The 15,409-nt window shown below is 48.2% G+C and carries 15 protein-coding genes; 10 read left to right on the top strand and 5 right to left on the bottom strand.

All coding sequences use genetic code 11. The features are described from left to right. The first annotated feature begins 107 nt into the window (after nt 1-107). The 9 genes from A8707_RS23680 to A8707_RS23720 all read left to right on the top strand — a co-directional run bounded on the left by A8707_RS23680 (nt 108) and on the right by A8707_RS23720 (nt 7,257). The gene (locus A8707_RS23680; protein WP_068819643.1) at nt 108-542 is read left to right on the top strand and encodes a GNAT family N-acetyltransferase; all 435 of its coding nucleotides are present in this window, start codon (nt 108-110) and stop codon (nt 540-542) included. Nucleotides 543-579: 37 nt separating this feature from the next. Then, entirely contained in the window at nt 580-1,506 is a 927-nt protein-coding gene (locus A8707_RS23685; protein WP_068819644.1) for an RluA family pseudouridine synthase, read from the top strand. Between the two features lie 630 nt (nt 1,507-2,136). Then, nucleotides 2,137-2,655 carry a phycocyanin subunit beta gene (locus tag A8707_RS23690; protein WP_068819645.1) on the top strand — a complete coding sequence of 173 codons (519 nt, stop codon included), beginning with the start codon at nt 2,137-2,139 and terminating at the stop codon, nt 2,653-2,655. Nucleotides 2,656-2,755: 100 nt separating this feature from the next. Beyond that, a complete protein-coding gene (gene cpcA / locus A8707_RS23695; protein ID WP_068819646.1) occupies nt 2,756-3,244 on the top strand; it encodes a phycocyanin subunit alpha in 489 nt (162 codons plus the stop codon). Nucleotides 3,245-3,465: 221 nt separating this feature from the next. After that, entirely contained in the window at nt 3,466-4,326 is an 861-nt protein-coding gene (locus A8707_RS23700; protein ID WP_068819647.1) for a phycobilisome linker polypeptide, read from the top strand. Between the two features lie 84 nt (nt 4,327-4,410). Next, the gene (locus tag A8707_RS23705; RefSeq protein WP_068819648.1) at nt 4,411-4,680 is read left to right on the top strand and encodes a phycobilisome linker polypeptide; all 270 of its coding nucleotides are present in this window, start codon (nt 4,411-4,413) and stop codon (nt 4,678-4,680) included. Between the two features lie 45 nt (nt 4,681-4,725). After that, nucleotides 4,726-5,562: a phycobilisome rod-core linker polypeptide gene (locus A8707_RS23710; RefSeq protein WP_068819649.1), complete on the top strand. Its 837-nt coding sequence runs from the start codon at nt 4,726-4,728 to the stop codon at nt 5,560-5,562. Nucleotides 5,563-5,603: 41 nt separating this feature from the next. Beyond that, nucleotides 5,604-6,344 (top strand): phycobilisome rod-core linker polypeptide, encoded by a 741-nt coding sequence (locus tag A8707_RS23715; RefSeq protein WP_068819650.1) that lies wholly within the window; start codon nt 5,604-5,606, stop codon nt 6,342-6,344. Between the two features lie 151 nt (nt 6,345-6,495). Then, complete coding sequence (locus tag A8707_RS23720) at nt 6,496-7,257, top strand: phycobilisome rod-core linker polypeptide (protein ID WP_068819655.1); 762 nt, start codon at nt 6,496-6,498, stop codon at nt 7,255-7,257. A gap of 147 nt (nt 7,258-7,404) precedes the next feature. Here the strand turns inward: A8707_RS23720 and A8707_RS23725 are convergent, their stop codons facing one another. The 5 genes from A8707_RS23725 to A8707_RS23745 form a co-directional block, all read right to left on the bottom strand. Then, entirely contained in the window at nt 7,405-7,860 is a 456-nt protein-coding gene (locus A8707_RS23725) for a PPC domain-containing protein (RefSeq protein ID WP_331711739.1), read from the bottom strand. 60 nt (nt 7,861-7,920) lie between these two features. After that, nucleotides 7,921-8,694 carry a DsbA family protein gene (locus tag A8707_RS23730; protein WP_231948423.1) on the bottom strand — a complete coding sequence of 258 codons (774 nt, stop codon included), beginning with the start codon at nt 8,692-8,694 and terminating at the stop codon, nt 7,921-7,923. 334 nt (nt 8,695-9,028) lie between these two features. After that, nucleotides 9,029-10,576: a TAXI family TRAP transporter solute-binding subunit gene (locus A8707_RS23735; protein ID WP_074382569.1), complete on the bottom strand. Its 1,548-nt coding sequence runs from the start codon at nt 10,574-10,576 to the stop codon at nt 9,029-9,031. An 87-nt stretch (nt 10,577-10,663) separates the two neighbouring features. Further along, on the bottom strand, nt 10,664-11,059 hold the full coding sequence (locus A8707_RS28635; protein WP_156518843.1) for a hypothetical protein: 396 nt from the start codon (nt 11,057-11,059) through the stop codon (nt 10,664-10,666). A 469-nt stretch (nt 11,060-11,528) separates the two neighbouring features. Then, the gene (locus tag A8707_RS23745) at nt 11,529-13,073 is read right to left on the bottom strand and encodes a glycoside hydrolase family 10 protein (RefSeq protein WP_068819653.1); all 1,545 of its coding nucleotides are present in this window, start codon (nt 13,071-13,073) and stop codon (nt 11,529-11,531) included. A 523-nt stretch (nt 13,074-13,596) separates the two neighbouring features. On the opposite strand from A8707_RS23745, the gene A8707_RS23750 reads away from it, so the two are divergent. Beyond that, entirely contained in the window at nt 13,597-15,336 is a 1,740-nt protein-coding gene (locus tag A8707_RS23750) for an ATP-binding protein (protein ID WP_068819654.1), read from the top strand. Nucleotides 15,337-15,409 lie beyond the last annotated feature (73 nt).

A 15,409-nucleotide genomic window follows, 5' to 3' on the forward strand; every position in this document is an offset into this window, starting at 1 on the left:
GGTCTTGACCTCAACGCGTTGGGATCAATTCTGGAACAAACTGAATCAATACGGCTTTTCCGTTGCCCTCTAATAGTATCAAATAGAGGTCGCACCCCTCTGAAATCATGAGATTGTTCTATGAAACTATTCATGCCATTAATATCAAAGACTATTCGCAAGAGCAAGTTAATGCTTGGGCACCCGTACCCGATTCAATGAGCGTGGGTAGGTGGGCAAAACGACAAGAAACCAAACAGACGTTTGTTGCTGACCACAACAGGCAAATTATTGGGTTCGCAGAGCTTGAATCTACAGGTCACATCGATTGTTTCTATACTCACAAAGATTTTCAAAGTCAGGGAGTGGGAACGCAATTGTTGGATACGATCGTCGCCCAAGCCGCTCAACTGCAACTATCTCGCTTGTTTGTTGAAGTGAGCATTACCGCCCGTTCCTTTTTTGAACATCGGGGATTTGCGATCGTCAAACCGCAACAAGTCGAGTGCCGAGGAGTCAAACTTTCAAACTTTGTCATGGAGTATTATCTTCAGCGATACTAGAGAATAGATAAACTGAATTATTTAGGCTGCTTAAGAATTGTCTTCTCAAATCGAACTCTCTGTTGAAGAAACCAGCGATCGCCTCGACCGCTATCTCGCCAGTCAACTTACTGATGTCTCTCGATCTCGTCTTCAAAAACTAATCGAGCAAGGGCATGTGCAAATTAATGGCGACGTTTGCACGTCTAAAAAGCTAGATGTGAAATCGGGCGATCGCATCCAAATCAACATTCCCGATGCAGAACCGTTAGATCTGCAAGCCGAAAATATTCCGCTCGATATCCTCTATGAAGACGACTCGCTGCTGATTCTCAACAAACCTGCGGGATTGGTCGTGCATCCCTCCGCCGGACACGAAACAGGCACGATGGTCAATGCGCTTTTAGCTCACTGTTCAACCTTGCCGGGAATCAATGGAGTTCAGCGTCCTGGCATCGTGCATCGATTGGACAAAGACACCACAGGCGCGATCGCCGTTGCCAAAACCGAGCAAGCCTTTCACCATCTGCAAGAACAATTTCGCACCAAAACGGCACGACGAGATTACTTAGCGATTGTCTACGGTGCGCCCCCTCAAGAGAACGGCACGATCGAGCAGCCGATCGGACGACACCCGGTTGAACGTCAAAAAATGGCAGTTGTGAGCGAAGAAAAAGGACGAAGAGCAATCACTCACTGGCACATTAAGGAACGGTTAGGAAATTACACTCTGATGGAGTTTGAACTTGAAACCGGACGGACTCATCAAATTCGAGTCCACAGCGCGTTTATGGGGCACCCGATCGTCGGCGATCAAGTCTACGGATCAGGTCGTAAATCGATCAACGTCAATCTTCCAGGGCAGGCACTTCACGCGTGGCGATTGCGCCTCAAGCACCCTATGACAGAAGAATGGGTCGTGGCGATCGCTCTGTTACCTCCCACGTTCACAAAGCTGCTAGACGTTCTAAAACGAAGGATGTGAGAGCTTAAAACCTTTAGCTAGAATCTCTCGCTCTAAACTTTTTACTAAAGTTAAAATCGATGTTGCCGAAAGCCCGTTACAATTCTGCAAAAATCTTCACAACTAGGCTTAAAGCACTAAAGCTGAAAAACCAAAACAAGACAGACTTTCAAGCATAGTAACAGAGTGTTAACTTAATATAAGTTCATTAAAAAACTCACAATTGTCTGATTTGCTACAAAAAAAAGGCATCTCTCTGATCGTTAAAGCTGGTCAAGCTATAGCTTTGGTGAGCTGCTTCTCTAGACGTGATACAAATTAACAACTTGTAATAAATAAAGCCCTTGCAGCGTTGTATAAAAATAACCTGAAGGGTAAAAACAACTGATGAAACCCATCCAAACAACTGATAAGTCAAGATTTCTGCCTTCTCATCTAAAAGCGAAATTTTCTCAGATTTCTCAGCGTCACTTCATAAACTGGTTTGTTAACAAGTGATAAGAAACGACGTAAATGAGAAGAGACCTTGAAATAATTAGTTTAGGGCTTTAACCCTCAGGCTGAATCAAACAGCCCCGACGAAGACGGCTCGATCGAGCCTCCGAGTTTTGGCTTAAACGAACCAAAATCCAGTAATTAGGAGAAACATTCATGCTAGATGCATTCGCTAAGGTAGTCTCTCAGGCTGATGCCAAAGGTGAGTTTTTGAGCAGCTCTCAGCTAGATGCTTTGTCTGGTCTCGTCAAAGACGGCAGCAAGCGCCTAGACACCGTTAACCGCATGACCAGCAATGCTTCTGCGATCGTCACCAACGCAGCGCGTGCCTTGTTTGCTGAGCAACCTCAACTAATCGCTCCTGGTGGAAACGCTTACACCAACCGTCGCATGGCTGCTTGCCTTCGCGACATGGAAATCATCTTGCGTTATGTCACCTACGCAACCCTGGCTGGAGACGCGAGCGTTCTTGACGATCGCTGCCTCAACGGTCTGCGTGAGACCTACCAAGCCTTGGGCGTTCCCGGCGGTTCTACGGCTGCTGGCGTTCAAAAAATGAAAGAAGCGGCGATTCAACTGGTCGGCGACACCAGCGGAATCACCAAAGGCGATTGTTCTGCAATCATGTCTGAAGTTTCCAGCTACTTCGATCGCGCTGCTGCTGCTGTTGCTTAATTGCAATTAGTCACCAGATTCGCTTGCGCTCTAGCAATAGAGCCAAACATCAGAACCTTGTCTTAACAACAACAGGCACCTTTTAGGGAGATATTGACTCATGAAGACCCCAATTACTGAAGCGATCGCAGCAGCCGATACCCAAGGTCGTTTCCTCGGAAACACCGAATTGCAAGCAGTCAACGGTCGCTTTGAGCGCGCTGCTGCCAGCATGGAAGCGGCTCGTGCATTGACCAACAATGCTCAGAAGCTGATTGACGGTGCAGCTCAAGCTGTTTACCAAAAATTTCCCTACACCACCCAAATGCAGGGTTCTCAGTATGCTGCGGGTCCCGAAGGCAAAGCAAAGTGCTCTCGTGACATCGGCTACTACCTCCGCATGGTGACCTACTGTTTGGTCGCTGGTGGCACCGGTCCGATGGACGAGTATTTGATTGCTGGTTTAGATGAAATCAACCGCACCTTTGACCTCGCTCCTAGCTGGTATGTTGAAGCGCTGAAGAACATTAAGGCTAGCCACGGCTTAGGTGGTCAGGCTGCTAACGAAGCCAATACCTACATCGACTACGCGATCAACGCCCTGAGCTAACCGCGCATTTTGCCCGGAAAGGTATCGCGACCTGTCGGCTCGGGCTGACTGTTGTTTACCTTTCCGGGCATTGTTTTATCTGGGGTTGCTCTCAAACGCTAATTGAGAGTGATTAAGTTGGCGATCGGCACTCAGCAACTCTTTCGCTCAACTGCTGACGGCTGAACGCTGACAACACCGCTACCTATAAACGTTCGCCGTTCACTTAGGAGTTTTGATCGATGGCTATTACGACCGCAGCAGCGCGTTTAGGAACCTCTCCTTACGCAGAAACCAGTCGGGTTGAGTTGCGCTCACCCTGGACAAAAGAAGATGTTGAGAATGTGATTCGTGCCGTCTACCGTCAGGTGTTGGGCAACGATTACATCATGAAATCTGAGCGTCTGACCAGTGCAGAATCGCTCTTGCGCGATGGCAAAATTACGGTACGAGAATTCGTCCGGTTTGTTGCCAAGTCTGAGCTATATAAAACCAAGTTTCTCTACGACAATTTTCAAACCAGAGTCATCGAACTCAACCACAAGCATTTATTGGGTCGGGCACCATATGATGAATCCGACGTAGTTCGTCACCTCGATATCTACGAGCAGCAAGGATTTGATGCCGAAATCGATTCTTATATCGACTCAGCAGAATATCAGACCAGCTTTGGCGACAACGTAGCGCCCTACTATCGCGGCTTCCAGTTTGAGACGGGTTCACGCACGATCGGGTTCACCAACCTGTTTCGTCTCTATCGCGGCTATGCCAACAGCGATCGCTCTCAAGCAGAAGGCTCAAAATCTCGTTTGGCTCGTGGGTTAGCTCAAAATGTCGCCACTACCATCCAAGAGCCTTCAAGCGGGTCGGGTTGGGCACATTATTCGGCTTCTAGCGATGCGACTCCCAACAAGTGTTTGGGCGGCTCGTTTGGTGAGAGCGGTCGCATCTATCGAGTTGTCGCCGCCGGAATTCGCGGCGGTGGCTACCCTGGTGTGCGTCGTAGCAGCACGGCTTATCTAGTGCCTTATGAGCAGTTGTCTCAAAAGATGCAGCAAATTCAGCGCACAGGCGCAAAGATTGTCAGCATCACGACAGCATAAAAAAGGATAGAGGGCGGGGGATGTAGATCCCCCGCCCTTTACCAAACAGACATCCCCTCATCTCATTACAGGAGATTTATAAAAATGCTTGGTCAAACCGCAGTCGGTAGCGCAGCAAATACGCCTTCTGGAAGCCGAATGTTTCGCTATGAAGTGGTAGGTTTGCGTCAAAATGACCAGACCGATCAGATGGATTATCCCATTCGCAATAGTGGAAGTGTGTTTATCACGGTGCCTTACAACCGGATGAATGACGAGATGCAGCGCATTCTTCGCATGGGCGGCAAAATTGTCAACATCACGCCGATGGAAACGGGTGAGAGCCATCCTGCTCCAGCAAAGTCTAAGAAATAAGGCACTAAACCAGAGAACGGTTATTTAACGTTACTGATAAATTCCATGCTTCCATTACTGAACGTTACTCCTAAAACTCAAAATCAGCGAGTCGCTGGTTACGATGTTCCCGATGAGGATGATCCTCAGATTTATCGACTCAGCGATGCTAAAAGCGTTGACGAAGTAGATGCTCTGATCTGGGCAGCCTATCGTCAAATTTTAGGTGAGCATCTGATTCTAGAGAGCTATCGTCAGCCCTTTTTAGAATCGCAGATGCGAAACCGCCAAATATCGGTGGCAGATTTCATTCGTGGGTTGGGCAAGTCTGAAGCCTATCGCGAACTGGTGGGCGAAACGAACTCTAACTACCGTCTGGTAGACCTCACCTTTAAGCGCTTTTTGGGTCGATCGAGCTATGGCAAAGATGAACAGATTGCCTGGTCGATCGTCATCGCCACAAAAGGGCTGCACGGTTTCATCGATACCGTAGTCGATGGAGACGAATATCGCCAAGCGTTTGGCTCAGACATCGTGCCCTACCAGCGTCGGCGTATGGAAGGTCGCCCCTTCAACCTATCGAATCCTCGCTATAGCGATTTTTGGCGCAATCGTCTTCTAGAGCGCGAATTGGCAACCCGTTCTTACTATCAAGTGCGGACTTACCAGTCGGGTGATTTAGACAAACAGGTGATTCGTCAGGCGATTCCGATGACCTTCCTCAACATGGCACAGGGAATTCTCACACCCCAGTTAAACTATCAGCGCGATGTGGCGAGAGCGACTTCTAGCAATATTAAAGTGCCTGACAGCAGCCGTGGCGCGACAACCTCCGCTCAAACGGTAAAGAGAACGGCAGTGTCGTTGCCCTATCGCTATATTCCTGGCAGTCCAAAGGTTTAAAGGACTCATTCCTCCGAACAACCCTTCATTCTGCGTTTCCTATGTCAATTCCTTTACTCGACTATAAGCCTGCCTCGCAAAATCAGCGCGTTGCTGGTTATGAGGTTCCGGGCGAAGATACGCCTTACATTTATCGGCTCGAAGACGCGATCGATGACACTGACCTGACCGATTTGATTTGGGCAAGCTACCGTCAAGTGTTTAGTGAGCATGTGATTCTCAAGAGCAGTCGTCAGAGCAATTTAGAATCACAGCTAAAAAATCGGGCGATCACCGTGCGCGATTTTATTCGGGGCTTGGCGAAGTCTGAAACCTATCGTCGATTGGTGGTCGAAACCAATTCTAACTACCGCGTGGTGGAACTGACGCTCAAGCGGCTACTCGGTCGCGCCCCCTATAGCAAAGACGAAGAGATTGCCTGGTCGATCAAAATTGCTACTCTGGGCTGGGATCATTTCGTCGATGCACTGATCGATGGCGATGAGTATGAACAGGCGTTTGGTGATAACACCGTGCCTTATCAACGTCGTCGTTATAAAGATCGTCCCTTTAATTTGGTGACTCCTCGCTATAGCGATTATTGGCGTGACAAATTAGAGGCGGGGCGCTACAAATGGGGCGCGGTGGAGAACTTTTTGGAGATGGCTCGATCGACTAAAATCAACGTCGTACAGCCTGTTTTTGTCAACACTGCAAGCATTCAGATTCCTGACATGACGCGCAGTCTTCCTCAAAACACGCCTGTTTCGATTAGCACTCCGTCAAGTTTTCCGTTGCGTTAACGGTTTCTTTAGAGTTTGCAGCATGAATCGTGTGGTCAAGTCTGTATTTTTCGGACATCAGACGCGAGATAATAGATTCACTGACTGGATTGTCATTCTACAGTCCAAAATCAAACGACTTAACGTTTATCAACACAAGGGAGATTCTAGAATGGCACTGCCATTATTGGATTACAGACCAACGACTCAAAACCATCGAGTCGCCAGTTTTGGAATTGCTGACCAAAACGAAGACACGCCTTATATCTATCGCATCGAAGATATGAGCGATGCCAATGATGTAGACTCGCTGATCTGGGCAGCTTATCGTCAGGTGTTTAGCGAACACGAAACGCTGAAGTTTAATCGTCAAACTGCCTCTGAATCTCGTGTAAAAAATCGTGCCATTACCGTGCGCGATTTCATTCGTGAGTTGGCAAAGTCTGAGCGCTTTTACAGCACGGTGGTGAGTGTCAATAATAACTATCGCCTCGTGCAAGTGTGTCTCAAGCGTCTGCTCGGTCGCGACTCTTATAACAAAGACGAAGAGATTGCCTGGTCGATCAAAATTGCCACTTTGGGTTTTGATGGATTTGTCGATGCACTGCTCGACAGCGACGAATATACGGCGGCGTTTGGTGATTACACAGTGCCTTACCAGCGCAAGCGGATGGAGGCTCGTCCGTTTAATTTGGTGACTCCTCGCTATGGCGAAGATTTCCAAGAGAGTGCGGGCACCGTCAAGAACGATTGGCGCTTCACCCTTGAGAAGTACTTCTCTAAGAAGTCTCAAGAGCGCAATCTTCGTGAAGGCGATCCTGGTAAGTTTCGTGAGTTGGCGGCAGCGATCGCGCCTAAAGTCAACTATGGTCAACGGCTCACGGCTTCGAGCATCGATTATATGAGCAAAGTTCCTTCACGGGACAGACGCTAGGTATTTGAGCATTGACTCAAAATCTTTTTGCTGGGTTTGATTTCTGTTTATCGTGCGATCGCGTCATGATTTTTATCATCTGCGATCGTTCTATAGATAAAAGTCAAACCCAGCCATTGTTTTAAATTGCAGCAGTCTTATTAGCGCTCAGTTAGCTGGCTTTAGCTTCGTCAATTTCAGTTTAAAGGGTCCACCTGGAGTTTCGCCAAAGGCTTTGACTCGCACCACATAATTTCCGGATTTGGTGATGCGAGTAAATAGTAAAGAATTGGTCGTGCCATCAGGACCATCATCATTTTCGGCAACCGTTTCACCTTTGGCAGTCATTAAAGTGACGATCGTGTCGAAATTGTCTGAAGACAGATCGATCGAGACTTGATCGCCCGACTGTAGCTGAATCGAGTAATCGCGGGCAAAATTTCCTTGACCTGTAGGGATGTCGTTTTCTGAGAGTCTATCTTTTATTTCATCGCTAGGCGTTAGGGGAATCGGCGTATAAATTTTGGTTTGAGCGATCGCACTTCGATCGCACCCAATTCCTAACGCAATCACTAAACTAATCCAAAACCGTTTCATCTCGCTCACCACCCAACGTTTATTCACCTAATTTTAAAGAGAGACGCTCCACCGGAACGTCTCTACAGCAAACGAATTTGCGATTTGTTAACCTTTGACTTTAGCGAGGGTGGCTTCGAGGTCAGCCAACTCGACTGAGCCAGAAAACACGCTGCCATTCATCACAAAGAACGGAGTGCCATCAATACCTAGTTTTTCAGCCATTTGCACATCTTGAGCGATCGCTGCCTCTGCTGCCTTGCTGCTGCGATCGGCGTTAAACTTTTGCACATCTAATCCTAATTTCTTGGCAGTCTCTTGATAGAAGGCATCACTCAACCGCTTTTGTTGAGTAAATAGCGCATCGTGATACTCCCAAAATTTGCTTTGCTGTCCGGCTGCCCAGGCTGCTTTGGCGGCAGGCATCGCCTCAGAGTGAATCGAAGTCAACGGAAAATTCTTGTAGGCGAGGGTCACTTCGCTCTGATGTTTTGCCATAAATTGCTTTAGCGTCGCGTGTGCTGCACTACAATAAGGGCACTGAAAATCTGAAAACTCAATTAACACGACCTTTCCCAATTTTGCGCCCGTCGTGGGAGACTGACCAATTACCGATTTAGGGTTGGTCTTCATGTCTTGGACAAACGCCTGTTGCGCGCTTTGCTGCTGACTTTGCTGTTGTTTTTGATAATCTCGCACCGATTCCAACACGACTTCTGGGTGCTTGCGAATAATCTCTAACACTTGCTGCTCTAGCTGCGGACTAATATTATTATCTGCTTTCACTGGGGCAGAGCAGCTCAAAAGCGCCCAGCTTAACAGCAGCAGTCCAGCTAGTGTTGATGCGCGTTCCATCAGCGATCGTGGCTTAAATTCTTTCACGTTCCCTTTTCCAAATGACCAAACCTTCATCAAAAGATTCTAGCTTTTACTGCTTGACGCTGCCTAAGTCTGAAGCTGTCATCATCTTAACCAGGTCAGGGTTTCTTAAGTAGGTAAGTGGAATTAACTACAAGATGGATGTTGGGTTGAAACATGAAACCCAACATTTAGTTTTATGACTGTTGTTTGTGGACTGTATACAAATAGGCTCAAAAAAACAGCCTTCACAGGCTGTCAAAAACGCTCCGAAGCAAGTCTGTTTCTATCAAACCAAATCTGATTGGGATTGGATATCACTCATTCCAGCGATCTTAAGTGACGGAGAAGGTAGATCTTAAGTGACGGAGACATTCGGCTGTAGCGGAACTGCACTTGTTTGAGGAACCAGCGTCATCACCGAAATCAATTCCATCAGTTCAATATATGCCTTGATATCCACTTGGTCAGCTAATAGCATCTCTCGATATTGCTGCTTGATCTGAGTCAGTTTTTGTAGCGCCGCCTGGGGATCAAGTTGCAGTGACGCTTGCCAATCATCTAGCAACAGCAGAGTATCAAGCACAAACCGTTTGCGTCGCTGTTCTAGAAGGTTGCGGCACTGATCGGCGAAGGTTTGAGTTTTTTGCCGCACTTCCTCATAGGCTTCTGACGCGATCGACCCTTCAATAAACATCAAGCGATGTTCCTGACTCAGTTCTTCGATGCCGTCGATCGCGAGTTGAGCATCGTGGGGCAGCAGTTGCCTTAACTCGTTCATGCGTTTTGAAGTCGAGGCAACCAGTTTTTTAGAGCGATCGCGCCGCAGCTTTTGCAAGAGCAGTCCAATACTGGTAGTGCCAATCAAAATCACTAAGCCAGCTTGAAGGTCACTGTTGTTTTCCCAATAGCGAATCCAGGCATCGCGGGGATCGCCCTGCTCATAGACCACTTGGGCAGATGGGTGAATGTAGAACAACCCCTTTTGTAGGAGCGATCGTGGATCTCCCGTCTGAAGATCTGGATAGAACGGCGAAAACTTGCGCGATGTAGACAGAATTGCCCAAGTCAAAAGCCCAACTTGTTTATCGTCAACATCAGAACGGGTGACTAAAACGGTTGCTGTTGACAAAGTAGGGATGTCTTGAGCCGGAACCGCTGGACGCGCTGCATAAGTGCCCATTGGAATCGTGGCGGCTTGATAGCTACCCGGATCACGAGTCGTCAAATAATTAATCACTTCTGGCGGCATCGGCAACAGTCGCAGATTAGGATTACTGGCTAACCGTTGCCGGAGTTTTTCACTCGCTCCCAGGCTGCCGACATAAATGGCTGCATCGACTTGACGGGTTGCCAATCGCTGAAATACCTCGTCAAAGCTAGAGCTATCTGCACGCACTTTTAGCTTGATCGAAGCCATCAATTGATCTGCCGTAAACCGAATGCCGCTGCCCTGTGACCCCATACCCACTCGTTTTCCCTCTAAATCGGTCAGCGATCGCAGCTTAGAGTCAGCCTGAGTCATCACATGAATATGCTCATTTGCCAGAATTGCGACGGCTTGCACCCTGCCCTGACGCATCACGTCGCTGACCACATCAAGCTGCACCAGCGCAAAATCGGCTTGACGATCGAGCAACCGCTGCAAGTTTTGTCGCGACCCTTCAGAACTGAGGTTTTGCACGCCGATTCCCACCGTATTGCGCGTAGAAACGCCAATCTGTTCAGCTAAACGGTTATAGTAGTTGCCTGTGGTGCCGCTAGAAATCACGATGCGATTGGGCAAACGGTTACAGCTATTGACCCCCATCAGGACGATCGCGCAGATCAACGGGTGAAGCGGAAAGTGCTGCCAAAAGACTGCATTGAGACAACGCCGTGTCCGCAACCTGGAACGTTTCAACATAAACAAGGCTGCTAGAGTATCAGCATCTTAGCTAGGTCAGAGTTTCCTAGCAAGCGATCGAAGATTGTGTGGAATCTAGACAAGCTCTCATCGGTGATGCTTAAATCTATGCAGCCTTGAGTGAAGAGACATAACGACGCTAGAAAGGATTCGCTCCTGGTCGCGCAAGACCGAGTAGGATGGCGATCGCAAGTGTATCCAGATTGCCAGTCTAGAGGATGATGTCGTTAATAATAGTGGAATGTCTTTTGCCGAAAGTGCCCCAACAAGCTGATAGACTTGCAGCCGATGAGACAGATCAAGCTGCTTGACGAGTCCATAAATTTCGCCCTCATAGGTGACGGCTTCTGAAATAGTGTCTGCACCATAAAACCGAAAGGGAGATAAAGGCTTTTCCTGAAGAATGGTTGGCAGCTTGGAGGGGAAAGCTACCCCTGCCTTAAACCCTAGAAGGTCAAAAATTCTCTTTTTAACTTCAGCCAAATTTTCTTGCTCATAGTGATTTTTTCAGGCTCTTGACAAATCTGAGTTAGGGCTTCTAACTCCCATATTTTTGTAGTTAGCTCTAATTTTGTTTGATAAAGATCACTGAGAACTTGATTGAAATTTAGCTTAATAAGCACCGAATCGAATGAGTCTTTTGTTAAAGAATGACTGACTCGATCGACGTTCTGATGCAAAAACTTGTGGATATAGTATTGAGAAAACGGTGATAGATGCATCGCCGATTCCCTTGTGTAATGGGTTATGAATCACGCAAGAATACTAAATAAATATAAATGAACTCTTTAGAAAACCGTTTAAGTAGTAATTCCGAAAACGCTTCTCTAGAACTCTGAGAACTCAGTAGAAATAAAAATTTTGTGTCGATGGAAATAAATAATAAACCCAGCGCACTTTAGACTTTCTTTAGAGGGACAGTCCACCGTTCTGTAGACTGTCCCTCTAAGCGTTAAAACTGTCCGCGAGCTTGACAAAACTTACGACTCCGATCGGACAGCGGCTCTTGCCATGAGTAAGCAAAATGACTGATTGAACTCACCTGCGGATTTGCCTGTCGAATTGCCTCCATCTGCACCTCTAGAGGCGGACGATTGCTAATTGACTGCTGCCAGATTCCAGCTAAAACGGGCTTTACCTGCGTCCCTGAGGGCGCTTGACCTACCACACGCCGTACTTGATTGACGATGCAGGCTGCGTTCCCACACACTCCATACGCCATCGGGTTCCACTCTAGAGAAGCGGGAAAGCGATCCCACGGCTGCAAGCGCGAATCAAAGCCTTGTCCCACATTTTGATTGCCTTCAGGAAAGAAAACGGCTCCTGTGGGGATGCCGAGTCGTTGAGCAGGTACCACCGCTTCTGTGAGAAAATCGACCACTCCTTGCATCGCGTGGGCGACGCTAAACCGCCACAAGTCTGCTTGCAGAATCGCCGCTCGACGAGCGATCGGGGCGCGATTCTCATTCAAAGCCGGGGTGCGCCCCTGCCACATCGGAGGGTCGGGCTGCTGGGGATATAGTTTGTCGATCGCCACAACATCAGCCGAACTAACAAAACCTCGCTTGATAAAGCGCTTGATCAACTCGCGTCCTTTATCATTTAAAGCTCGTCTCAGCATGGCTTGCTGCGCGGCATCTCCATAGATCCACAGGTCTTGAACTTTGCTGGCGATCGAGGCGCTCCCTCTTCCGCGTGGGTAGCGAATGTAGTCAAACAACATTCCATCAGGGCGACGTTTTGCAACCGCTTCGACCAGTTGGGCATAGTCTTGCCGCGCTTGCAGACTATAGGGGTCGATAAACGCTTCGTTGGGGTTGAACAAGCCCAAGTCAGTGCTCAACCCCGCGATCGAATTGACCGTTAAGCTCGTTTGCCCCTGCCCATTTTTGGCGAGAGCGGCTTCTCGATCGGGGCGAATGGCGTAGCTATAGCCAAAATTCATGCTAAACATCCACGCATACACCGACAGTCCACGCGCTCGACCTTTTTGAATTGCTTGCGCCAGCAGATCGATGTTTTCTGACCCTGGCAGCTTCACCACAGAACCCCAAGCTGTCTGATTATCGGCTTGAGGAAGCAACACCTGACCGTTATAAAAAACTTCAATGTTAATTTGGTTGTAGCCGCGATCGACGACGCGATCGAGCACTTCTTCGAGCGCCCCTGGCTGAACATCACAGGGGTAGAGCCGAATCCAGATAGCCTGAGTTTTGAGCCAGTTTTGATTCCGACAGTTGCGAAGTTGGGTTGCCTGTTCAGCAACCAGAGTTTGATATCGCTTTTGAGCGCCTTTATCGTTTTTTAACGCGGCTTTTCGAGCCGTATCTTTACGAGCGATCCCTTCTGCGGTTTGCTGACAGTAAGGAAGAAATGCTGCTTGGGCTGGATGGCTCCAAACCCCCTGACTAATGAGATTGGTTGCCACGATCGCGCTGACAAACCCTCGATAGAGATACCGATATCCCTTAATTTTCACAGATTGCCCAAATCCCATACAACGCCTAAAGTCTCCTCGTAATCTTACTGAACTAAACTGCACACATAATCTGAATTCAGGCACCCCGATCGTCAGTTGCTAAACGCTGCATCGCCCAAAAATTGGATACAAAGATATAGATTATAGGGGATGGGCACAAATATCACCCTGATGCTCAAGTTCTGTCGATTGAGAGATTTTGAGTTCTCTAGCTCGGTCGAGACGCCTTGCTCGGTTGTCTAGTGCGTCTGCTTTTTTGGGAAAACTAGCTCTGCAAGTTTAGAAAGGCTGCGTCAGTGTCAGTTCCCCTATTTTTCCCATCTTCACCCAAACATTACACTCACTTCGCGAATCGTTCAAAGAAACGATGGCTTCGTCGGCTGCTAGTTAGGCTAGCGGATTGGAAGCGGTTGCTGGTTCGTATTTCTAGATAGGATAAACAGGAGTCATTTGTGCAAAATTTTAGTTGCTTTGTGCTTCAGATCGCCCAACATTTGTGACAACCGCATCGACACGCTCTCTAGAGTCTTGGGACAATTTTATGGATCTCCGTGAAGCAACCGATTTAGATTTTTGTGAAGCCGATCGTTCTCTTCGTCAGCTTTTGGCTCGATCGCGGGGTGACTCATCAATAGCCGCAGAACTCTGGATTGAACGCTTTCTCAATCGTCTTGCCACGGGGTTTAATCACGGCTTAAGTCAAGCAATCCCCACTCTTGAAGCGTCACTTTGGCAGAGGCTAGCCGATGAATTGAGTCAGGCGTTGGGAGACACGATCGCGATCGCTTTCCCCACCCCAGATCCTAACCAGTTTGAGGTTCAGCATTCTGCTTTTGTCCCAAATCCACCAGCCAGTTGTCTAGAGTCTGGCAGTGTCATCACCCAATCTAAGTTGAAACATCTTCAGGCTCAAGGTTGGCAAAGTGCCTGGAGAATTGACGACGCATCAAGCTCGATCGCTTGGCTGATTGCAGTTCCATTGTCGCTGACGATCGTAGGGGAATTTGAAGATACTTATTTCGTACAACTGCGCTCAACATTGGTGCAGCGATCCATTACCCAAGCCGTGCAAGCAGTGCGACAGGCGCGATCGATGCAGCAACTTCAGCAGCAGTGTCAGCAGTTGAGCGATCGTAACTGCGAACTCACTCAAACCAGCCAGTTAAAAAACGAGTTCTTAGCCAACACCAGTCACGAAATTCGCACGCCCCTAACCTCAATTTTGGGCTTTACTCACCTGCTGCGAGAACAGGGCTATGACTTTGACAATGTGCGTCACCACGAATATCTCAAGATTATTCTCAGTAGCGGTCAGCACTTGTTAGCCCTGATCAACGACATTTTGGATTTGTCTAAAATCGAGGCAAACCAGCTAGACCTGCAGCAGGAAGCGATCGACGTTCCTCAACTGTGTCAAATGGCTTTAAAGCTGGTGCGAGAAAAAGCGGACGATAAGGGACTGTTGCTGCGGCTAGAGATCCCAGAGCCGCTGCCGATGCTGATTGCTGACCCGCTTCGACTCAAACAAATGCTCTTTAACTTGCTGTCAAACGCCCTCAAGTTTACCACTCACGGATCGGTGGGGTTAGACGTGCGTGTGGTCAATCACGAGATTCAGTTTGCAGTGTGGGATACGGGGAAAGGCATTTCTCGCGAACAGCAGAGTCTGTTGTTTAAACCCTATGCTCAACTGCCCAACGTCGAAGGAGAAGGGACAGGCTTAGGGCTTTTTCTGACCAAAAAACTGGCTGAGCTTCACAGCGGATGGGTGACGATGCAATCTGAATCAAACCAGGGGTCTCGATTTACGATCGGACTTCCTTTGCTGCAAGAAGCTACAAAAGAATGGCTTGTGACCGATCCGATCGTGCCTTCTGCGACTGTCAGTGCTACTAAACAGACGTTCTCTCTCCCTGTTCCTCGCCTAGAAAAGAGACCCTTGCCAAGGGCAAACCGCCCCTACAACATTCTTTTAGTCGAAGACAACGTGCACAATGCGCGACTGGTGATTACCTGTTTGTGTAAGTTGGGCTATGAAGTCACTTGGGCAAAAGATAGCGCTGAAATGTGGCACTCGTTGAAACAGCCATTTCCGGCGCTGATTTTGATGGACATTCATTTGCCGGGTGCCGACGGGTTGACCTTAACGAGACAACTGCAAGCCAATGATCAGTATCGGGAGATTCCGGTGATTGTGCAGACGGCAATGGCGATGAAGGGCGATCGAGAACGGTGTCTTGAGGCAGGCGCGATCGATGGTTGTGTCGCAAATACTTTTTAGTGACAAACGAAGTATCTCGTTCGCGTTCCGTTAAGCGCTAATTCCAAAGAGTTCTTCGATAAACTTTGCTTGA

The sequence above is a fragment of the Phormidesmis priestleyi BC1401 genome, assembly GCF_001650195.1.
Classification (GTDB): Bacteria; Cyanobacteriota; Cyanobacteriia; order Leptolyngbyales; family Leptolyngbyaceae; genus Phormidesmis_A; species Phormidesmis_A priestleyi_B.